Genomic DNA, 19877 nt, shown 5'->3' with positions numbered 1-19877 from the left:
CGGCGGTCGTGAACACCCTCATTCCGGTGACCGGAAGGAAGGCGACAGCGAGGATCCCGAAGGTGCCTCGTAGGGACTCGGGCGAGAAAGCGCGCGCAGGCCCCGGTCGGTGAAGGCGATGAGCCACTCGAAGCTCTTGTCGATGTCAGCGCTCCACTGGAAGGCGTTCGCCACCTGCAAGGTGGCGAAGCCGTGGCAGAGGCTGCGGAGCATGCGCAGGGCGTGATCCTCGTCGGGCTCGGGGATCCGGTAGCCGCGCAGGACTGCCGTGAACGCGCCGAGCAGCCGCTGACCCGCGGCGGCCAGCGGATCGTCCGGTCCGTGCGGCTCCACGCCGATCGTCGCGGCGTACCGGCCCGGATGTTGGAGGATGAAGGTACGGAAGGCGCCCGCCGCGGCCGCCAGGGCGTCCCGGCCCGCGTACCCCTGGACTGCGCCGCCGACCGCGTCGGCGGCCTCGTTCAACGCCAGGGCGGCAATGCGCCGGTTGAGGTCTTCCTGGCCGCCCACGTGCTTGTACAGGGACGGGGTGCGCACGCCCACCCGCTCGGCCAGCAGACCCATCGTCAGGTTGGCGAGGCCCACCTCGTCGGCGAGGGCGGCACCGGCCGCGACCACGGCCGCCGGATTCAGGCCGGCCCTAGGCACGAGCGGCGCCCGAGCGAAGGAAGCCGAGCATGAGCGAGACCACCTGGTCGGGGAACTGGTCATGCGGGTAGTGCCCAGCGCCCTCGATCATCTCGAGGGAACCGAGGCCGGCCGGCAGGGCGTCAACGATCGCCGATCCCTCGGCGTGCGGGTCGGCCCAGTCGGGGTCGAGCGTGCCCATGACGACCAGGACCGGGCAGCGGACGCTGTCGAGTTGCGCTCCGGCGTCGGTCGGGGCGCTGCGGCCCATGCTCTGCACCGCCTTCATCCGCCCCGGCTCCCGCAGCAGGGCGCTGATGCGGCCGAGCCGCTCGGCCCAGTGGGCCGGCTTCACGCCGGGGTAGGCCACGTCGAGGTAGGAGCGCCACAGCGGCAGGCTGCCGAACGTGACCGTGCCGAGCAGCCGCAGCATGCCCCGCCGGAATCGCTTGCCCCGCAGGTCGCCGAAGCGGATCGACTGCTTGCGGGTGAACGGCGCCAACTCGACGACCTTGGTGATCAGCGAGGGCTCCTGTGCCGCTGCGATGGTGGCGGCGCCGCCGGAGATCGAGTGGCCGACGAGCACGGCCGTGCCGCCCAGGTGGCGGATCACGGCGAGCAGGTCCCCGGCGATGGCGGTGCGATCCCAGGCGGACCAGTCGACGCTGGACTCGCCACAGCCACGCAGGTCGACCGCGGCGACTCGGTAGCCCGCGGCTACCAGCCGCGGGATCACGGCACGGTACGCGGCGCGACTGTCGCCGATGCCGTGCGCGAGAACGATGAGTGGGCCGGACCCCTCCACCTCGTAGGCGATCGTGCCGCCGTCGACCGCCAGGTACTCGCTCATGACATCCCCTCGCCCAGGCTAATGAAGTTAGCTAAAAGCTAATGGCATTAGCCTGCTCTGTCAACGGCGGAATGTCCGGCACGGCCGGGAGGGGCGGCGAAGGGCCGCGCAGGAGGGTGGGGCGAGTCGGACCAGGCGTTCCGGTCGCGACGCTGTCCTGCTGCGAGGGCGCAGCTTGCGGCTCGCCGACCGCGCACCACCCGGCTGACGGGCGTACGGCGACGGCGCGGCAAGTGCCTGGCCTCCGTCTCAACATCACCGTGCGCGGCGCGGACTCGAAGGTCACAGCCCTGAGCGCATGGACGAACTGGCCATCAGACACCTCGGCGAGACCTACGGGGAGCACCTCAGGGAGTCGCGCGTCGCCCTCTCGGAACTGGCACCGTACGGCGTCATCCCGGAGAAGATCGCGGCCCGGTTCCTGCGATGCGAGAGAACGAGCAGGGGGTACGACGTTGAAGGCCTACGCCAGCACCGGCGGCACGGGCGCCATGGGCAGGGCTCTCGCCCAGACCTACCTGGACCGAGGCCAGGCGCCGCGGCGTGACCATGCGCATGGTCTTCGGGCCCTGACCAGAGGAGATACCGCTCGGCAGCCTGAGCTTCCCCGCTCAGCAGGGGTCGGACAGAAACGTGGTGACCGCGTCGGCGAACTGCTCGGGCGCATCGTGGTGCACGACGTGACCGGCCGCCAACTCGACCAGGCGGGCCTGTCCGTCGCGGCGGGCGACCATGTCCCGGGCGTGATCGTCCGCCAACTCGTCACTGCGGGTCCCGCGGATCAGCAGGGTGGGGCAGGACACCGCTGTCCAGTCGCCCCAGTGGTCCCCGTTGAGCGCCTTCTGGGACGCCACGGTGTCGTCGATGCCGAACGAGAAACCCCAGCCCTGGCTCCTCTGCCGGAACGAGCACTCCAGATACGGCGCCGCCGCACCCAGAGCCGTGATCAGTGCCTCTCGGGACGGCGCGGGAGAGGGCAGTCTCGTGGTGAACGACCAGTCGCAGTCGACGACCGCGCCGATGTCCTCCACGATCAGCTTGCTGACCTTGTCGGGGTGCCGGGCCGCGAACTGGTAGGCGTTCACCCCGCCCAGCGAGTGCCCCAGCACCGCCACGGGGCCAACTCCGAGATGCTGGTGGAAGGCGTCGACATCGCCTATGTAGTCGTCGCGCTCGTACCTGGGGGCACGGTCGGACTCTCCATGCCCGCGCTGGTCCAGCGCGAGCACCCGCCACCTCGGCGCCAAGACCCCCGCGAGCGACGCGAACGCCGCTGCTTCGTTGTAGTGCCCGTGCAGGGCAATGAGCGGCCTGCCCGGACCGCCGAAGTCCAGATACGACAGCTTCCGTCCACCCGCCATGAAGAACTCACGCATGACGTGGATCCTAAGCATCGGTGCCGACAACCTCGCTGAACAGTGACCCGGTCACAGCCTGTCCGCTTCAAGGGGAGGCCCTCATGTGCCTCTCGACGTGAAGCAGCAGCGCATCACCGCGGCCTCGGCCGCTTGCTCACGCATCCGGCGGTGCGGCGGCTGGTGCCGTTGATGCTCACGGCGCCGACTCCTGCGGGCCGGACCGGCGGTGATGGAGCAGCTGGTCGTGGACGGCTGGTGAGGGCAGCGGCCCGCGGTCGGGTGGCAGGCGCGTCAAGCGGTGCTCCGTCAACGACGTGACGGCTGAGGGCCGCCTGTGGTGGGCCTCCTTGACTTTCCCCGCCGTCCCCGCCGCCGCTGTTCCGCCTCGGACTGTTGCTTGTTGAAGCGGAGGCACGATGACGGACGCGGGGCTCAGGCCAGGAACTGCGTCAACAGACCATTGAGCTCGGCGGGCCGCTCGGTGGGAAGGGAGTGGTGGGAGGCGCCCGGCAGGAGGGCGATGTCGGCCTCGGGAAGGAGGTCGCGGGCCGTGGCCGCCACCCGTTGCACGTCGTGGGCCCGGCTGTGCTCGGCCAAGAGCACCAGGGTCGGAATGGTGCAGGCCCTCAAATCCTCTGGCCGGGGGCGGCGCATGGCGATGACTTTGGATCGCACCGCCGTGGTGGTGCTGTCCTGGAAGTCCTGCCACGCGAGGTCTTCGGGGGTTCGACCGGTCTCCCACGCCAGGAAGGCCCGCTGTCGCGCGACGGTGGGCCTCAGGAGCGTGGGAAGGGCGCGCAGCAGATAGCGCCAGCTCAGCCCGGCGAAACAGGTGGTGGGGTCGAGGAGAGCCAGTCGGCTGACGCGGTGGGACGCGTGCAGCGCGTAGTTCAGCGCGATCGCGGCCCCGTAGGAGTGCCCGCACAACCGCGTCTGCGCCAGGCCGAGCCCCGCCAGAACCGCGTCCAGCCACGCCATCAGGTCCCCGGTGCCACGCAGCGGTGCCCCGTCGTGGACGCTGCGGCCGATGTCGCCCATCAGATCGACCGCGTACACCCGATGGTCGCGGGAGAGGTCTTTGACGTTGGCGAACCACACCATGGAGGTGGTTCCGCCTCCGGGCAGCAGCACGAGCGGGGTGCCGCTTTCCGGGCCGCAGACATGGACCCGCGTGCTGCCGTACGGCGACGGCACGTCGATACCGGTGACGTCCACGGGCCAGCGTCGCAGCATGGCGTCGTACGCCGCGAAGAACGTCGCCTGGTCGCCGGTGTTGCCCCGCCCCATGTCCTGCCTCCTGATGCCGTACCGCTGCTGTCGTGGTCGCCTGTAAAATACCTCGGTCAGCAATTATCTCGATGAACAAGATGATAACGCGAACGACGAGGACGGACGAGGAGTGCGAGGAACGTGGGAGATCGGTCTTCGATGCCGGGCGAGCAAGACCCCGGTCTGCAGTTGGTGCACCTCCTACGGGCCATCACGGTCGACCTTGACTTGTTCGGTGCCGAGTTCGCCGCCCGCAACGGGCTGCACCCCACGGACGTACGCGCCTTGATCAGCCTCCTTGACGCCGCCCGGTCGGACACCACCGCCACCCCGGGATGGCTCGGCGCGCAACTGGGGCTCAACTCGGCGGCCGTCACGGCCCTCGTCGACCGGCTCGAGCGGATGGGGCTCGTACGCCGTCAGCGTGACACCCGCGATCGGCGCCGGGTACTGCTGGTCGTCGAGGACAAGGCCGTGACCTTGGGCTGGTCGTTCTTCGGGCCGCTGATCAACGAGATGGTCGCCGCGATGCGCTCCTTCGATGAGAAGGACCTGGCCGTGGTGCAGCGCTTCCTGCTGGCCATGCGCGATGTCGCCGCCGCTGGGCGACGAACCCAACGGAACGGCCCCACTGGTCATTGATCACAAGTCCGCCGAGCCTCGCGGGCGTTCTCCTGCCGCTCCCAGGCGAATCCGATCACCTTCCCGGCCGCGGCCTTCAGGCTGTCGTAGCGGATCTTGCCCCTTGGAACCCCTCAAGCCACCGACCGCGCTGGGAGTGGGGCCATGGGAACAAATGTGTCGAGGAGCTCGGCCGGGCCGATCTAGGGTTGGCGCCATGGTCTCCATGAAGCTCTTCGACTCCGAGCGCCGCGTCATCGAGGCTGCGGAACGGCTCGCCGCGGCCCTCGGGAGCGACTCGAACCACACCGTAGCCGCAGCGGCGATGGACACGGCCGGCACGATCCACGAGGCGGTCAACGTTTACCACTTCACCGGCGGACCGTGTGCCGAGCTCGTCGTACTCGGTGTCGCAGCAGCAGCGGGAGCCGGCCCACTCGTCACCATCGCCGCCGCGGGAGACCAGGGCCGCGGTCTCATCCCGCCGTGCGGCCGCTGCCGCCAAGCGCTTCTCGACCTCCACCCTGACGTCTTCGTCGCCGTACCGACCGACGAGGGGCCCGCACTGCGCCCGATTCGGAAGCTTCTGCCGGACGCCTACTTCTCCCCCGATGCGGATGCGCGTCGAATTGTCCGGTTCAACAAGCGCTACTACGAGGACATCGCCACCGCGCGGAAGACCTCCACCGTCCGCCACGACGATCCGATCGCGCTGGGTCCCGCAATCTTCCTTTTCGAGGACGACGAAGCCCAGCGCACGTTGAACGGCACCGTCACAGGCATCGAACGCCACCGGCTCGATCGCCTCACCGCCGAGCAGGCTCGGCTTGATGGCTTCACGAGCGTCGACCAGCTCAAGAAGGGCCTCCAGGACCACTATCCCGGCCTGCCCTCCGATGCCGAAGTCGACTTCGTGACGTTTACGGTCGAAGCGCCTGACACCGTGCAGTGATGCAGCGTGGATGCCCGGATGCGCTGCACGGAGCTCACAGCGCGACTCCTCGGCCGGTACAACTCCGAAGAGAACTGAACACCTGTGACTGGAACCGATGTGGCCCCGCCGCCGGTCGCTTGCAGCCGTAGGTCCAGCCGCATCGGACGCCGAGCCTGAAGTGGGATCATGACCGCTGGATCGACGCCGTGCTGATGCAACGAACGCTTGGCCCGACACCGGACGGATGCCACAGACCTGGATCTGTGACCTGCGAAGCACGAGGTCAGAGGGCATGGCCCTTTCCGGTCGTCATGAGGTGATCCTGGTCGACTTCCGAAGGTGGCGACCGCGTCGCCCAGGGCGACGAACCCGTCCGGCGAGTCGGGAAGTCTCTCGAAGCGGCGGCGCCGATCGGCGGTGGCGCGGGTGATGTGGACGTCGGTCAGTGCTCGGCACGGGCGATCAGGTTGGCCCGCCGGAGGCTGCGTCGAGTTGAAGGCCAACCTGCGGTTTCCGGGCCGCGCCGCACAAGCCGTGACCGGACGGCTCCGTCCGCCCCGCCCAGCCACCCGTCGGCGGGGCGGGCCGGACGGCTTCGCCCGGCCGGGGTGGGCCCTATGCCGCCGGCGTCAGGGTCGGCGCCAGGAGTGCGGGCGCGGCGAGGTCGGGGGCGCCTTCCGGCACGGGTACGGCGGCGAAGAGTGCGTCCTGCTGCGCCTGGAGTTCCTTCTTGCGCTCCGGGCTCGTCGTGGGCAGCCGCTGCTCCTCGTACAGCTTGTGCGTCGCCTCCTGCGCGTACTTGCTCGCCGGGGTGTGCAGCTGCACCTCGAACCGTTGCCCCGAACCGGGCGCGCGCCAACCCGAATTGAGGCCCTTGTAGCCCTTGGCGCGGCCCCAGGTGTTGCTCCACTTCGTGGTGTCGTTGCCCCGGGCCGACAGGACTTCGGAGGCGATGGTGACGCCGGTGACGTACCGGTCGTCGGGCCACTGGAGGGTGTAGCGCACCGCGTCGCCGAGGCGGGCGAGCGAGTCGTCGACGGTGTTCTCGGGGTGTTCCTTCAGGTTGGTGGCGACCTTCCGCTTCAGTGAGTCCGGGGACTTCAGGCGGTGGTCGAAGCCGACCAGCTCCGCGTCGCTCAGCCGGGCGGCGGCCCGCACGCCACGGCTGATGGCGGGCTCGGCCCGGCGGGCGCGGTCGAGGTAGGCGTTGACCTTCCGGTTCTCCGCCGGGCTCAGCAGCAGCCCGTCGCCCTGCCAGCTGCCGTCCGGCTCGTCCCGCGGGGCGGCGGTCGCGACGGTGTGCGTGCCGGTCTTGCTGGTCCTGTCGGCGCTGTCGGCGGCGTACGCGGTGAGTCCGGACGTCGCCGAGGAGAGGGCGAGGGCGGCCGTCAGGACGGTGGCGCTCCGGCCGAGGGGGTGCCGTGCGGTCATGGGTGGGTGGTGTCCCTTCCGAGCGTGTGCCACCGGCCGGTTCTCAGCGGGGAGTTCGGGCGGTGTCGGTCGCCGGGGACAACGGGGAAGCGTCGGGAAGGTGTCGGGCAGACCGGTCGGTCGGGGGGAACGTGGCGCGAAGACGTCGTACGTGGACGCGGGCACACCCCGCCCTGCGGTGTGGCGGTAGTCACGCTCCGGTGGTGTCACGTTGGACGCCGCTGCCGTGTCTCCATGCGGAAGGCGAGAGAAGGGATCATGAGGATGAAGGCCGTCATCGTGTGCGCGTCCGTGTCGCACGGCAATACGCGTCGGGTCGCCGACAGCATGGCCCAGGTCCTGGGCGCGAAGGTCGTCCCTCCGGAGGAGGCCGACCCGGCGGAGCTGGCCGGTGCCGATCTCGTGGGATTCGGCTCGGGTGTCTTCTACAGCAGGCTCCACCCGCACCTGACCGGCTTCGTCAAGGCGCTTCCCGCCGGTCGGGGCCGGGCGTTCGTGTTCGCGACCAGCGGGCTCCCGGAGCTGCCGGTGGCGCCGTTCACCCGCCCTCTGGTGAAGGTCCTCGAAGACAAGGGATACAAGGTGGACGGAAGCTTCTCGTGCAGGGCGTTCGACACCTGGGCCCCGTTCAAGCTCGTCGGCGGGATCAACAAGCAGCGGCCGAACGCCGGGGATGTGCAGGCGGCGCGGGCGTTCGCGGAGGGATTGCGGGACGGGCACGGGCCGGTGACCTGACACGCGCCGGAGGGGAAGCTTTCACGGACCCTTCACGGGGCCTGGGGCAGCAGGGCAGGGACGCGCAGGGCCCCGCACGAGACCGGGGGAGGGGCCGGGGGGTCACATGCGGGGCCGCTCACGGCGAGGACCCGCGCTGGACAGCGCCCCGTCTCGCGCACCGCATGGGGAACGACATCGCCTACGAGCTCGTCGTCGGCCGGTTCGGCTCCGAGTCGCGCAGGGTCTCGCTGACCTGACCGACATCCGTCCCCTGACCTGCGGAGGCCTCGCTGCTCGGGCGCCACCGCATCCACAGGTCGCCCCCGTCAAGCCGGTAGCGGTCTCCGTCGTCCAATCGCACCTCGCCCACAAGCCGCCGAACACGGTCGGGCGGCCGACGGTGCGGCACGAGGAGCGAATCCAGTTCGTCGTAGCGGGCATTGACCCCTCCGTTCGCCGGGTGCTCATCCCTCCCGGCGTCGGAGACCTCATACTCGACGTAAATCGCCCACTGCTCGCGCTCCATCGCCACGGCCGCCTCGCTCGCGGGCCACACGTCGTACTCGTCGGCCGCGTTGGCCGGGTCGTAGTCCCAGCCCTCGAAGTAGTGCGGGACGCCCCGGATGACCGCGAGTCCTTTACGGGGCCCGTCGTACCAGTCCAGGACGGTGTACGTCCGCTCGAAACCGTCCGCGATCAGTCGCTGCTCATTCCAGGGCTGAGACACATCGGCAGGCTACCGATCCGCGACCTCTGCATCCATGATCACGGTCTGCGTCTGGAGCACCAAGGACGATCATGCGCCGACGAAGCTCACGGCCTCGGAGATGTCGGCTCGTCCGGTACGCGGCTGCGGTGCGTACCGGACGTACGCGGCTGCGGCGCGTCTTCCTTCCCGATTTCCCGAATCCCACAGAGACGCCGCAGAAATGCGCGAGGCTGCGATGGGCCCCCGCCACGGCTGGAGGTTCCCGCTCGACGGAGCCCGCGTCGCCGTGGCCAGCAGGCGTTCGAGTACCTTCCCGGCCTCGGGAGCCGCTCGAGTGTGCTGCCGCCACCCTCGTGCGGCAGACTCGACACAGGGGCCCGTTCCAGGCGCTCATTGCGAGGCCCACATGCTTGCTGTGCCGATCTGGCTGTGGGGAGCGTTCGCCGCGACCGTCATCGTGTCGCTGGCGATAGATCTGCTGGCCCACCGCAGTGCTCACGTCATCGGCTTCAAGGAAGCAGCCGCGTGGAGCGGTCTGTGGGTGGGGCTCGCCCTGACTTTCGGCGCGGTCGTCTTCCTCGTCCTGGGCGGCACGGCGGGCACGGAGTACACCACCGCGTGGCTGCTGGAGAAGAGCCTCTCCGTCGACAACCTCTTCGTCTTCGCCTTGATCTTCGCGTACTTCAAGGTGCCCCGCGCCTACCAGCACCGCGTGCTCTTCTTCGGCGTGATCGGCGCCCTGGTGTTCCGCGGTATCTTCCTCGCGGCCGGAGTCGCTGTGGTGAGCCGCTTCACCGCCGTCCTTTTCGTCTTCGCCGCCATCCTCTTCTACAGCGTCTACAAGATCCTCAAAGGTGAGGAGGAGAGCTTCGATCCGGGCAAGAGCTTCGCCGTTCGGCTGCTGCGCAAAGTCATCCCCGTGCGCGACACGTACGCGGGTACGAAGTTCTTCGTCAAGGAGGCCGGGAAGCGCGTCGCGACACCGCTGCTCGCTGTCGTCGCGGCGATCGAGGCCGCCGACCTGATCTTCGCCGTGGACAGCGTTCCCGCGGTGCTCGCCGTCAGCGATGACGCCTTCATCGTCTACACCAGCAACGCCTTCGCCATCCTTGGCCTGCGTGCGCTGTACTTCATGCTCTCGGGCCTGCTGGACCGCTTCCACTACCTGAGCCAGGGGCTTGCGATCATCCTCGGCTTCATCGGTGTGAAATTGGTCCTCCAGGCATGCCACAAGCTGATCAGCGACTCCGTGCCGGAGATCCCCTCTCCCGTGAGCCTGGCAGTGATCGTCGTCGTGCTGGCGGTGTCGGTGCTCCTGAGCATGCGACGGCCCGCATCTGCCGACCCCGATCCGCCCCCCGAACCGCCTCCCGAGCCACCCCCGCCGAACAAGCATGGTCCGCCCGCTCGCCCCTGAATTGCTCACTGGGAGCGGACGCGGGTTGCTGGGATCCGCGGCGTACGGGGATGTCGAATTCGTATGCTTCTACAATGAAAAAACAAAGTAGAGGTAAAGGCTTCCCCAAAACCTCTCGCGCGCTTAGCGTGGAAGCATGACCAGCAAAATGCGTGAGACCCGTACGCCGACCGAAAGCAAGTGCCCGGCCTGCGAGCATCCCGTTTCCAGGGAAATAAAGAGGCACAAGACCCTCGGGGTCTTCGTCCCGCGCTGGGGCCCGGGCCCTTGTCGAAACCCCGACTGCGTCGAGTACGAACCTGCGCGGCACAGACGAACAGCCCGCTGAGTGGCTTCTACGGGTGACGGTGCTGCTCGATGAGGGTGCGAGCCATCGCCTGGGCCCGGCGGGCCGCCTCGACGTCGCCCTCCGCCGCCGAGATGATCGACCCTTTCATCAGGATGTGCCACGAGCGGGCGAAGGAGTCCGTGTCGCGCAGTCCCGCCTCCTGGGCCATGGAACGCACGATGCCCCGGATGTTCTCCAGATGCTGGATGCTCGCCCGCCCCAGCGGGTGGTCCCGGCCCATCTCCAGCAGGACGTTGATGAACGAGCAGGCGTCGAAGTCCTCACGGCGGAACCACTCGTCGAACACGTCGAAGACGGCGAGCAACCGCTCCTCCGGGGTGCGGCCGCGGTCGCGGGCGCCGGCCACGACCGTCCCGAGGGCCCATCGCTGCTCCCGGCAGGCGAGGAAGGCGAGCACCAGGGCGTCCTTCGACGGAAAGTGCCGGTAGAGCGTGGCCTTGGCCACCCCGGAGCGGGCCATGACCTCCTCCACCCCGACATCTCGGATGCCGCGTTGCGAGAAGAGCTCATAAGCCGCGTTCAAGATCCGCTCACGGGGCGGGAGTTCTGCCTGCATCGTCTGTCCAGAATAGGGCTGTACGACGCCACTCGCCGCTGCCAACGTGGACTTGCGGTAAGAGACAGACCGGTCTTTCTCCCTCAGTCCCGGCTCGCCCGTGCGCGGACGCTGCCGAGAACTGTCGACTCGGACCCGGGCATTGCCACAACAGTCGCCATGGGTCCGCCTTGTGGCCTGCGCTTGCCGCCGGGAGACCTTCCGGCGGCAACTGTGAGCGTCAGGATCAGCGGGCGACTCCTGAGGCGGGAGGCCCTCCCTGTGCGGAGTGCGCGGGATCGCGGTCCGTACAGGGAGGACAAGTGCCCGGCAGGACGGGGAGACCCCGGCGGTACGGGGTGAGCTGAGCGCCGTGCGCACCCTCAGCCAGAGCCTTAGGTCCACCTTGTGGGCCAGCAAGGGGCACCGCCGAAGCATGCCCAGAACCGGCTCGGTGGCGCAGCCACGGCGTCGTACGGGCGATCAGCCGGCCGGAGCCTGCCCCACCCGGTCGACCACGCCGACGTCGAGGAGCGCGACGTCGTCCGAGCCGAGGTAGGCGAGACGCTTGTCGAAGACCCAGACCTGCCGGTCCTCGCCGTCACCGAAGGCGAGCCCCACGCCGGAACGGCCGGACGCGTCCTCGGCGTCGTCGACCACGGTGATGCCGGGGATCCGGGCGGCGGCGCGGTAGAGCGTGGCTCCCACGTCCGGCAGCAGAGTGGCCCCCTCGAGCATGCTGCCGATCATCTCCAGGGCGGCTTCCTCATGGGTGGGCCCCTGGCCCTCGGTCGCTGACCAGACCTTGTCGTACAGCGCGCCGGGGTCGGTAGGCAGGGCCTGCAGCTCCCGGTAGGTCGTGGCGTTCGGGTCGGCCTGAAGCCGCATGTCCGTCGTGCCCTTGCCGGAGGGCCCGGACAGGACGGTGGTACGGGCGAGCCCGTCACGGCGGCCGTCGACGGCATGCCAGTCCGCGCGGCGGAAGGTGTCAAGGCCCTTGTCCGTCAGGTCGTCGGTGCCCTGGATCAGGGTGTAGACGTACTGGTCGTCCCGTACGGCGGGAGCGTCCTTGGCGGCGGTGACCTTGGCGATGCGGTCGAGGAGCGCGACGGCTTCCGAGTCGGTGGCGGGCTCGGCCGGGCTCTCGCCACCGACGGTGAGGACGGTGGTGAGGACCGCGGCGGCGGCGACGGGTACGGCCAGCAGGGCCGCCCGCCGCAGCCGCCGGGGCGGGACCCGGCTGGCGTCGGCCGGGCCAGGGGTGGGGGTGGGGGCTTCCTTGGTGATCTCCTGCATGAGGTGGGCCTCCATCAGCGTCATCCGGTCGCTCGACAGGACAGGGGCACCCGGGCTGGGCAGCAGCCCGGCCAACTCCTGGCGTTCTGTGGGATTCATCGGTCTCTCTCCTGTGCCGACCGGGCCGTCGCGGCCCGGTCATCCGGTTCCTGTCCGCGGGCGGGGAGGCGTCTCGTTCTTCCGCCGCTCACGGTCATGTCCCTTCCGGCCGGTGCTCCGGTACGACCAGCCAACTCGCTCTCGGCCAGCTGCCGCAGGCGCTGCCGGGCGCGAGCGAGCCGGGAGCGCACCGTGCTGACCGGGACCCGCAGGGCCGTGGCGGCGTCGGCGTAGCTCAGCTCGGACCAGACGCACAACGCGAAAACCTCGCGTTCGCGGGGGCGCAGTTGGCGCAGGGCAGCCGCCGCGGCGGCGAGCCGTTCGGCGTCCTCGAGACGGCCGATCAGGATGTCGGCGAAGTCGGGCACCGTCCCGGTGCCGGGCCGTCGGTCGGGGAGTCGATCGAGAGCGGCCTTGTGCCGCCGGGCCGCGCGGCGGGTGTTGCGCAGGACGTTGGTGGCGATGCCGAACAGCCAGGCCCTCAGGCCGTCGTCGTTGTCGTTGGTGCCGTGCCGGGTCCGTGCGGCGAAGTCGTCGTCGTCCAGCAGTTTCTCCCGCAGTCGCCAGGCCTCCAGGAAGGTCAGCGAGACCACGTCCTCGGCGGGGCCCGGATCACCGAGCCACCGTGCGGCGTGAGCGTGCACGGCCTGCGCGTGCTGCCGGAAGAGGAGGGCGAACGCCTGGGCGTCACCGGCTCGTATGCGAGCGCGTAGGGAAAGGTCCACGCCCCCTCCTGTCCACCCGCCGCAGGCCGTCCCGGTGATGTGCGTCACGGCGGGCCCAGCGGCACCCACCGATCACCCGAGTCAACAACGCTGCGGGTCATAGGCCGTGTATCGAAAAGGCTGGTCAGGACCATTTGGGCTGAGGCAACCAGGACTAGGACCAGCGCCCGATGGCGCACAGCCACTCGATCTCTAAGCTCGCTGCTGTCCAAGCTCACGGACACAGTCGCTGGGCCTGTCCCTGTCACGAGGTAGAACGATGACGGCCGAATCCTCAGCTCATATCCGCATAGCCCGACCCTCACGCGACCTCCGAGCGGCGGAACGCTTCTGGGTTTCAGGTCTCGGCCTCGATGTCCTGTATCAGCATGCGGCGGACCGCTCCCTGGGACGGAGTTCGCTCCTGATGGTCGGCTGGCCCGAGGCCGGCTGGCATCTGGAACTCGTACACGATCCTGCCGCTCCTCTGGAACCGCAGCCAACCGTTGAAGACCTGCTGGTCATCTACCTCGGCGAACCGGTGCCCGACTCCCTCGTGGAGCAACTTGAGCGGCATGGCGGTAAGCGAATGCCCGCCCATAATCCGTACTGGGACACCTGGGGCGTGACTTTCCAAGACCCCGACGGCTATCTGCTGGTGCTGTCCACTCGCGCCTGGTCCAACTCCTAGGTACTCACAAACATGCAGGTCAAAGCCACTCGTTGATGACCGCGACGAGTGCTGTTGCCTCGTAGCGGACGGCGAGCTTGTCGTACCGGGTGCAGAGCACGTTCCTTTTCCGAACCGCTCACGTCGCTGATCCCGCCGGGCGTCGCCCATGCCGACCGACGCTGTCCGCGTTGAGGAGCGATACCAGAATGGTGACCGCGTCACCGAGCCCCAGCGGGCGGATCGTCTCCGGAATGTGGGGGCACGCTGCCCAGCCGGGCCCTGCGAGAAGGACGGCCGGGTGGGCTCGGGCGCCCCTCACGCCCCATTCCGTTCTCTTGAGGTGCTCGGCGAGTGGGCGACTCGCTGTGCTGAGGGACTGAGCCCACAGCACTACGGCGGCGGGGCCGAGGCGGCGGACGGCATTGTCGAGAGCCTCGGCCGGCAGCGCGGCACCGAACATGCGGACCGGCAGGCCGCGTTCACAGAGAGCGGCAGCCAGTGCTTCGATGGGGAGCGAGTGCCCCTCGCCCGGCGTGCAGGCCAGCAGAACCGGTGCTCCCACCGGTCGCCCATTCCGCTCCACGACCACACGACGGAGCGCCGTCGACACGTGCCAGGACAGCAGGTGCTCCACCTCGACGAACCGCTCCCCGGAGGTCTGCCACTTGCGGCCCACCGCGTGCAGCGTGGGCATGATCACCGTCTCCCAGGCGGCCACCAGACCCAGGTCGGCGATGGACCTGGACAGTCCCTCGTCGACGGCCTGTGAGTCGAGGCGCAGCGCCGCGCGGCTGAGCCCCCGCTGACGCGACTGTGAGGACGCGCCGGTGGGCCCGTCGGGCGAGCCGGTGCTGTCGGTGGGCGAGCCGGTGCTGTCGCTGCGAGTCGAGGCGGGGACGGGCTTGGGCGCGCTCCCGGGCCCCGCTGAACCACTCAGTGCCGCCTTCGCCGCCTCGGACGGCGGCACTCCCTCACCGGTCAGTCGGCACATGCGATCCAGCACGGCGATGTCCTGCTGCCTCCATCTCCGGTGCCGCCCGCCTTCCCGGGAGGCCGGGCCGATTCCATAGCGGCGGTCCCACGAGCGCAGCGTCGTGGGAGAGACGCCGAAGCGGCGTGCCACAGCGCCGGTGGTGAGGCCCACCTGGCGGTCGCCCTCCACGTGCGGAGGCTGTTTCTCCGTCATCGCTTCAGCATACGACGCACTATCGATGCACGTTGCTCGGCTGTTCCCTCGTGGCGATCGTGGTGCGCAGCGGGAGGCCGGGCGATCCGGGTCTCCTCCCGCCTCGGCTCGGTGCTCCGCTGCCTCTCGGCGCAGCGGAGAAGTCCGGAGCGAAAGCCATGGACCGTCAGGAAGGTGAAGGCCGTGGGCGTGACCAGAGCAGTCTCCGGTGGCGTGACTCCGACGTACGCTCCCGTCGAAGACGCTCGGGAGATCGAGGAGATCGTCGCCGACTTCGTCCAGGGCGACGAGCGGAGCTTCGCCCTCCTGTACCGCCGCTACGGGTCTTTCGTGTACACGCTCGCGGCGCGCTCCCTGGGGGACGCCAGGGAAGCCGAGGACGTCACGCAGCAGGTCTTCCTCGCGGCGTGGCGCGGCAGGGGCGGCTACCGCCCGGAGCGCGGGACGATTTCCGCCTGGCTGGTCGGGGTCACGCGCCGCAAGACCGCGGACGCCCTCTCGGCGCGGACGAGGCGCACCGAACTGTGCTCCGCCCTCGGGCTCGCCGACAGCGGGGCGGGAGGGGGGATGAGCGGGCACACCGACGGGCACACAGAAGCCGCTCTCGACCGAGTGCTCGTAGCCGAGGAACTCGCTCGGCTGACGCCTGTCCAGCGGGAGGTTCTCGGTCTCGCCTTCTACGGGGACCTGACCCAGGTGCAGATCGCCGAGAGGACCGGGCTCGCCCTCGGCACCGTGAAGAGCCATATCCGGCGCGGACTGCACTGTCTGCGGCGCTCGCTGGAGTCGGCCCGCGCGGAGGCGTAGTCCCGGTCATGCCGGGTCGGCGGACTCGCGGAGCCAGTATCGACGCACAAGCGATGCGGGAGGCTCAATGGCGCCTCCCGAGCCACAGTGAGACCACAGCCGGAGGGGGAAGCTCGTTCCGAGGACCGAGGAGACCGCATGAAACTGCACGACGAACTGCCGGTCGACCACCGTCTTGCCACCGTGTACCGAGCCGGCGCCGGACTGTGCGGACTGGTTCTGCTCGTGTTCGGGTGCCTGGGGTTCGCGGACCGGCTCAGCTTCTTCGACACCAGCGGGGACCGGATCGCGGGTATGTCGACCAACGGAGCCCTGAGTCTGATCTCCGTCGTCGTGGGAGTGGTGCTCATCGCCGCCGCGGGGATCGGCGGGAACGTCGCCTCCACGGTGAACATCGCCGTGGGCGTGCTCTTCCTGGTGAGCGGCTTCGTTCATCTCTTCGTCCTCGACCGGGCCGCCAACATCCTCGACTTCAGCATGTCCAACGTGGTCTTCAGCTTCCTCATGGGCCTGTTGATCATGACGTTCGGCATGTACGGCCGGGTGAGCGGAGGCCTGCCCCACGACAATCCGTACTGGCGCCGGCGACACCCGCAGGAGACCCACCGGCACGACGAAGCGTCCCGCGTGCCGTGCGTCCCTGGGCGCCTCCGCGCCGGAACGCTTCCTGACGCAAAGGAAATCGACTCCGACACGCAGGGAGCCACACTCCATGAGGCGAGCCCGTGAAGCCGCCGTATCCCTCGCCGCCGCGCTGCATCCGGCAACTCCACGTCCTCGGAAGTAGTGGTGAGATCCCGGCCCGACCGGGGTCCATCGCGAAGGGAATCCCCTCATGATCTCGCGCACCCACGGCCTCGTCGCCGGAACCGCCGGCGCCCTCACCCTCGCGCTGGCCGGAGCGGCCCCGGTCGGGGCCGCTCCGCAGGCCGACGACGGCAAGGCCATGGTCTCCGTCTTCCACGGAGTGCCCGGCCTGACCGTCGACGTCTACGCCAACGGCGACGAGCTGATCCCCGACTTCAAGCCCGGAACGCTCACCGACCCGCAGGAACTGCCCGCGGGCTCCTACGAGATCAAGGTCTTCAAGGACGGCGAGGGCCCCGACGGCACCCCCGCCATCCAGAAGAAGGTGGACGTGCCCGCGGGCGCGAACGCCACGGTGGTCGCGCATCTGTCCGCCGACGGCAAGCCGCAGCTCGACGCCTTCGTCAACGACGTGTCGAAGGTGCCCGCCGGGAAGGCCCGGCTCACCGTCCGCCATGTCGCGGCGGCACCCGCTGTCGACGTACGCGCCGGGGAGAAGCCCCTGTTCAAGAACCTGGAGAACCCCAAGGAAGCCAAGGGCGAAGCTCCCGCGGGCACGGTGTCCGCCGACGTCGTCCTCGCCGGGACGGACAAGGTGGCGATCGGCCCGGCCGACCTCAACCTCAAGGAGGGCACCAGCAACGTCGTGTACGCCTGGGGCAGTGCGAAGGACAAGAACCTCGCGTTGAAGGTGCAGTCGTTCGAGGGGATGCACTCGGCCCCCGGCGGAGTCGACGCCGGGGAGTCGGGCGCAGCCACCTCCAACTCCTCGCACGCGGCGCTCGTCTGGATCGCGGGCGCCGGCCTTGTCGCGTTCGGCGGAGCGTTCGCTGTGCGCCGCGCCGCCCGTGAACGTGGCTGACCCCACCGGTGCCTGGTGGGGCCGGATGCTGCGCTCCCACTGGTTCGTGGTGGGCGCCGCCTTGTCGGCGGCGCTCGCCACCGGCTTGTTCTTCGTTCTGATGCCGTCCGGGGACCAACTGCCCGACGAGTTCGGGCAGCGCACCGGCGCCGAGGGTTCGCCCGCACCCCGAGAGTGGGGACCGGTGGACGTACGTTCCTCCGACTCCCCGGCCACCACCGGCTCGCCACCAGCGGCCGGTGAGCCGGTGCGGCCCTCGGGCGGCGGCGGCCGCATCGGGCCCGCGGACGGCACGAAGGACACGGAAGCCCCGCCCACGCGCGTACGCATGCCCCGCCTCGAAGTCAGCGCGCGGCTGCGGGCCGTCGGCGTCGACTCCGACGGCCGGGCGGAGGTCCCCGCCGACCCCGGGACGGCGGGCTGGTACCGCTACGGACCAGCTCCGGGCGATCCGAGCGGTTCCGCCGTCCTGGTGGGCCATGTCGACTCCCGCACCGGCGACCTGGGCGCCTTCGCGGCGCTGTACGACGTCCGGGCGGGGGACGACGTGATCGTGGACCGCGGTGCCGCCGCCCCCGTCCGCTACCGCGTGTCGGCCCGACAGATCGTCCCGAAGAAGGAACTGCCGGACGAGGTCTTCCGCCGTGACGGCAGGCCCGTGCTCACGCTGATCACCTGCGCGGCCCCGTTCGACAGGGCGCGCGGCGGCTACCAGAAGAACCTTGTCGTCACCGCGGAACCGACAAGCAGAGATTGAACGATGCGGGACCTGGAGGGTGATCGCCGCCGCTACGCTGCTGCCGTGTCTGAACCCGGTTCGGCCGACGAACAGCCGGGGAACCGCTTCGCCACGAGTCCGCGCACCCCGCACAGCGCGGACACCGACCTGGCGAAGCGGTTCCTGCACGGCGACCAGGACGCCCTCGCCGAGGCCTACCGACGCTGGGGCGGCGCCGTGCACGCGCTCGCACTGCGCTTCCTGCCGGAGCGGACCGCCGAGGAGTCGACGTCCCGCGTGTTCGTCGACGCCTGGCGCAACCGCGCCTCCTCCGACCCCGCGCACAGACTGGGCCTCCTGCTGCTCGACGGAATGCGCCGTGAAATCGTCCACCGGCGCCCCGAACTCGACCACGACGAAGCCTTCGAAGCCGCCACCGAGCAGGCGGTGCTCAGGGCACTGATGAGTGAACTTCCCCCGCTGCGTGCCGCGGTCCTGGAGCTCACTCTTCATGAGCTGACGGCGCCGCAGATGGCGGAGCGGCTCGGGATCCCCACGCACATGGTCAGGCTCGAGCTGGGCGAAGCGCTGGCCTCCCTGAAGCCGCGAGGAGGTGGCAAGCCATGAGGCATCTTGACCACGCGGAGCTGGCTGAAATCGCCCTGGGCGAGATGGACGACGGCCAGTCGCCTCGCTCGCTCCACCTCGACCGGTGCGCGACGTGCCGGACCGAGCTGGAAGAGCTGCGCAGGGTCGTCGTCGCGGCGCGTTCCCTGTCGGCCGACGACGTCCTCGCGCCCCCGCCCGACAGGGTGTGGGAGGCCATCTCAGCCGAGCTGGGCCTCGCTCCGGGTTCCGGCGGACGGAACGACGAGGAAGCGGACGCGAGGTCCGCAGACGGTACGGACCCGGCGGTCGACGCGCGGGAGCGGCGATCACGCCTCGCCGAGGTCTCCGCCTCGGCCATCGCCGGTGCGAGGGGAAGCGAGGCAACCGGTGCGCGGCCTGCTCGGCGTACGAGATTCGCGGTACTGCTCGCGGCGGCCTGTCTGGCGGCCGGAGCGGCCCTGGGCAGCGGTGCCACGTGGTGGCAGCTGCGCGACGACGACGCGGCAGCCGCGCCCACGGGTGTCGGGTCCCCGCTCAAGCCCATGGCCGATGGCGACGCGCAAGGAGTGGCCCGCCTGGACACCGCGGACGGCGCCCGGCGGCAACTGCGGATAGACGTGAGCGGCCTGCCCGGGACGGACGGCTACTTCGAGGTGTGGCTGATGGACCCGACCCACAAGAAGCTCATCGCCATCGGCGTGCTCGGCCCCCGGGGCTCCGCCACCCTCCCCCTGCCGAAGGGCGTGGACCTGGCCGACTACCCCCTCGTCGACGTCTCCGACCAGGAGTACAACGGCGACCCGACACATTCGGGCAACAGCGTGGTACGCGGACTCCTGAAGCGCTGACCTCACGTGCTCGCTCGGTCGGCTCGGGGGCGGTGACGACGCGACCGGCAGCGCATGCGCTCGCGGACCGTGCTCGCCCCGCTCGGGCGGACCCCGTACCGGCCCCACGGCCGAAGGCATCCGACGCGTCCGTGGAGGAGCACGCGAAGTGGCGCGGAGGCGGCGCGGCGGTGGACCACCGCCCCGGCGGATGTGGGTGGTGACCGCGCTGGCGCTCGCCGCACCACCCGCAGGCTTCGCTTCCCCGCTGTCGGCCAAGGACCAGCCCCGGGCCTGGCGACCCGATTCTCCGGCCCGCCAGGACAGCGAATCCGGCGGGACCCGGGCCGACACCATCCGATCCGGACCGACACCCACTGATGTCGGAGGTGCCTGCATCCATCCACGCACCCGTGACGGAAGAGTGGCAGAGGGCTGAATGTTCCGGTTCGCCCTTCCGGAGGAGACGCGC

The 19877-nt window shown here is 69.9% G+C and carries 21 protein-coding genes and 1 pseudogene; 11 read left to right on the top strand and 11 right to left on the bottom strand.

All coding sequences use genetic code 11. From position 1 onward, the window contains the following. Positions 1 to 18: 18 nt before the first annotated feature. The 4 genes from QUY26_RS00400 to QUY26_RS00385 form a co-directional block, all read right to left on the bottom strand. The gene (locus QUY26_RS00400) at positions 19 to 618 is read right to left on the bottom strand and encodes a TetR/AcrR family transcriptional regulator (protein ID WP_289955349.1); all 600 of its coding nucleotides are present in this window, start codon (positions 616 to 618) and stop codon (positions 19 to 21) included. A 22-nt stretch (positions 619 to 640) separates the two neighbouring features. Continuing rightward, positions 641 to 1477 carry an alpha/beta fold hydrolase gene (locus QUY26_RS00395; protein ID WP_289943083.1) on the bottom strand — a complete coding sequence of 279 codons (837 nt, stop codon included), beginning with the start codon at positions 1475 to 1477 and terminating at the stop codon, positions 641 to 643. A 611-nt stretch (positions 1478 to 2088) separates the two neighbouring features. After that, on the bottom strand, positions 2089 to 2853 hold the full coding sequence (locus QUY26_RS00390; RefSeq protein ID WP_289943082.1) for an alpha/beta fold hydrolase: 765 nt from the start codon (positions 2851 to 2853) through the stop codon (positions 2089 to 2091). A gap of 414 nt (positions 2854 to 3267) precedes the next feature. Continuing rightward, complete coding sequence (locus QUY26_RS00385; protein ID WP_289943081.1) at positions 3268 to 4122, bottom strand: alpha/beta fold hydrolase; 855 nt, start codon at positions 4120 to 4122, stop codon at positions 3268 to 3270. Between the two features lie 141 nt (positions 4123 to 4263). Here QUY26_RS00385 and QUY26_RS00380 point away from each other — a divergent pair, with 141 nt between their 5' ends. Together QUY26_RS00380 and QUY26_RS00375 are read left to right on the top strand one after the other, a co-directional pair. Beyond that, positions 4264 to 4746 carry a MarR family winged helix-turn-helix transcriptional regulator gene (locus QUY26_RS00380; RefSeq protein WP_289943080.1) on the top strand — a complete coding sequence of 161 codons (483 nt, stop codon included), beginning with the start codon at positions 4264 to 4266 and terminating at the stop codon, positions 4744 to 4746. A gap of 196 nt (positions 4747 to 4942) precedes the next feature. Then, positions 4943 to 5677 carry an ASCH domain-containing protein gene (locus QUY26_RS00375; protein WP_289943079.1) on the top strand — a complete coding sequence of 245 codons (735 nt, stop codon included), beginning with the start codon at positions 4943 to 4945 and terminating at the stop codon, positions 5675 to 5677. A 597-nt stretch (positions 5678 to 6274) separates the two neighbouring features. On the opposite strand, the gene QUY26_RS00370 is transcribed toward QUY26_RS00375, so the two are convergent. Next, positions 6275 to 7090, bottom strand: coding sequence for an ATP nucleotide 3'-pyrophosphokinase (locus QUY26_RS00370; protein WP_289943078.1), 816 nt, complete (start codon positions 7088 to 7090; stop codon positions 6275 to 6277). 258 nt (positions 7091 to 7348) lie between these two features. Here QUY26_RS00370 and QUY26_RS00365 point away from each other — a divergent pair, with 258 nt between their 5' ends. Continuing rightward, positions 7349 to 7825 carry a flavodoxin family protein gene (locus QUY26_RS00365; RefSeq protein ID WP_289943077.1) on the top strand — a complete coding sequence of 159 codons (477 nt, stop codon included), beginning with the start codon at positions 7349 to 7351 and terminating at the stop codon, positions 7823 to 7825. A gap of 181 nt (positions 7826 to 8006) precedes the next feature. Here the strand turns inward: QUY26_RS00365 and QUY26_RS00360 are convergent, their stop codons facing one another. Together QUY26_RS00360 and QUY26_RS00355 are read right to left on the bottom strand one after the other, a co-directional pair. Then, positions 8007 to 8534, bottom strand: a complete 528-nt coding sequence (locus QUY26_RS00360; protein WP_289943076.1) for a hypothetical protein — start codon at positions 8532 to 8534, stop codon at positions 8007 to 8009. 69 nt (positions 8535 to 8603) lie between these two features. Next, positions 8604 to 8819: pseudogene (locus QUY26_RS00355) on the bottom strand (hypothetical protein); the annotation flags it as partial. A gap of 103 nt (positions 8820 to 8922) precedes the next feature. Here QUY26_RS00355 and QUY26_RS00350 point away from each other — a divergent pair. Next, positions 8923 to 9933, top strand: a complete 1011-nt coding sequence (locus QUY26_RS00350; protein ID WP_289943075.1) for a TerC family protein — start codon at positions 8923 to 8925, stop codon at positions 9931 to 9933. Positions 9934 to 10268: 335 nt separating this feature from the next. Here the strand turns inward: QUY26_RS00350 and QUY26_RS00345 are convergent, their stop codons facing one another. The 3 genes from QUY26_RS00345 to QUY26_RS00335 all read right to left on the bottom strand — a co-directional run bounded on the left by QUY26_RS00345 (position 10269) and on the right by QUY26_RS00335 (position 12937). Continuing rightward, complete coding sequence (locus tag QUY26_RS00345; RefSeq protein ID WP_289943074.1) at positions 10269 to 10838, bottom strand: TetR/AcrR family transcriptional regulator; 570 nt, start codon at positions 10836 to 10838, stop codon at positions 10269 to 10271. Positions 10839 to 11300: 462 nt separating this feature from the next. Continuing rightward, positions 11301 to 12212, bottom strand: a complete 912-nt coding sequence (locus QUY26_RS00340) for a CU044_5270 family protein (RefSeq protein WP_289943073.1) — start codon at positions 12210 to 12212, stop codon at positions 11301 to 11303. Continuing rightward, entirely contained in the window at positions 12209 to 12937 is a 729-nt protein-coding gene (locus tag QUY26_RS00335) for an RNA polymerase sigma factor (RefSeq protein WP_289943072.1), read from the bottom strand. Before QUY26_RS00335 ends, QUY26_RS00340 begins: the two co-directional genes overlap by 4 nt. Before the next feature lie 259 nt (positions 12938 to 13196). On the opposite strand from QUY26_RS00335, the gene QUY26_RS00330 reads away from it, so the two are divergent. Continuing rightward, positions 13197 to 13607: a VOC family protein gene (locus QUY26_RS00330; protein ID WP_289943071.1), complete on the top strand. Its 411-nt coding sequence runs from the start codon at positions 13197 to 13199 to the stop codon at positions 13605 to 13607. 118 nt (positions 13608 to 13725) lie between these two features. Here the strand turns inward: QUY26_RS00330 and QUY26_RS00325 are convergent, their stop codons facing one another. Beyond that, positions 13726 to 14775: a MerR family transcriptional regulator gene (locus QUY26_RS00325; RefSeq protein ID WP_289943070.1), complete on the bottom strand. Its 1050-nt coding sequence runs from the start codon at positions 14773 to 14775 to the stop codon at positions 13726 to 13728. A 189-nt stretch (positions 14776 to 14964) separates the two neighbouring features. Here QUY26_RS00325 and QUY26_RS00320 point away from each other — a divergent pair, with 189 nt between their 5' ends. The 6 genes from QUY26_RS00320 (at position 14965) to QUY26_RS00295 (ending at position 19426) form a co-directional block, all read left to right on the top strand. After that, positions 14965 to 15582, top strand: a complete 618-nt coding sequence (locus tag QUY26_RS00320; RefSeq protein ID WP_436840238.1) for an RNA polymerase sigma factor — start codon at positions 14965 to 14967, stop codon at positions 15580 to 15582. A 138-nt stretch (positions 15583 to 15720) separates the two neighbouring features. Then, positions 15721 to 16311: a DUF4383 domain-containing protein gene (locus QUY26_RS00315; protein ID WP_289943069.1), complete on the top strand. Its 591-nt coding sequence runs from the start codon at positions 15721 to 15723 to the stop codon at positions 16309 to 16311. A gap of 106 nt (positions 16312 to 16417) precedes the next feature. After that, the gene (locus QUY26_RS00310) at positions 16418 to 17251 is read left to right on the top strand and encodes a DUF4397 domain-containing protein (protein ID WP_289943068.1); all 834 of its coding nucleotides are present in this window, start codon (positions 16418 to 16420) and stop codon (positions 17249 to 17251) included. Next, positions 17244 to 18008 (top strand): class F sortase, encoded by a 765-nt coding sequence (locus QUY26_RS00305; RefSeq protein WP_289943067.1) that lies wholly within the window; start codon positions 17244 to 17246, stop codon positions 18006 to 18008. The genes QUY26_RS00310 and QUY26_RS00305 overlap by 8 nt, the downstream gene beginning before the upstream one ends. Before the next feature lie 45 nt (positions 18009 to 18053). Next, positions 18054 to 18596 carry an RNA polymerase sigma factor gene (locus tag QUY26_RS00300; RefSeq protein WP_289943066.1) on the top strand — a complete coding sequence of 181 codons (543 nt, stop codon included), beginning with the start codon at positions 18054 to 18056 and terminating at the stop codon, positions 18594 to 18596. Next, complete coding sequence (locus QUY26_RS00295) at positions 18593 to 19426, top strand: anti-sigma factor (protein ID WP_289943065.1); 834 nt, start codon at positions 18593 to 18595, stop codon at positions 19424 to 19426. The genes QUY26_RS00300 and QUY26_RS00295 overlap by 4 nt, the downstream gene beginning before the upstream one ends. The last annotated feature ends 451 nt before the right edge of the window (positions 19427 to 19877 follow it).

The sequence above is a fragment of the Streptomyces flavofungini genome, from assembly GCF_030388665.1.
Classification (GTDB): Bacteria; Actinomycetota; Actinomycetes; order Streptomycetales; family Streptomycetaceae; genus Streptomyces; species Streptomyces flavofungini_A.
Note: the sequence above shows the minus strand (reverse complement) of the source record. Positions and strands in the feature narration are given on the sequence as shown.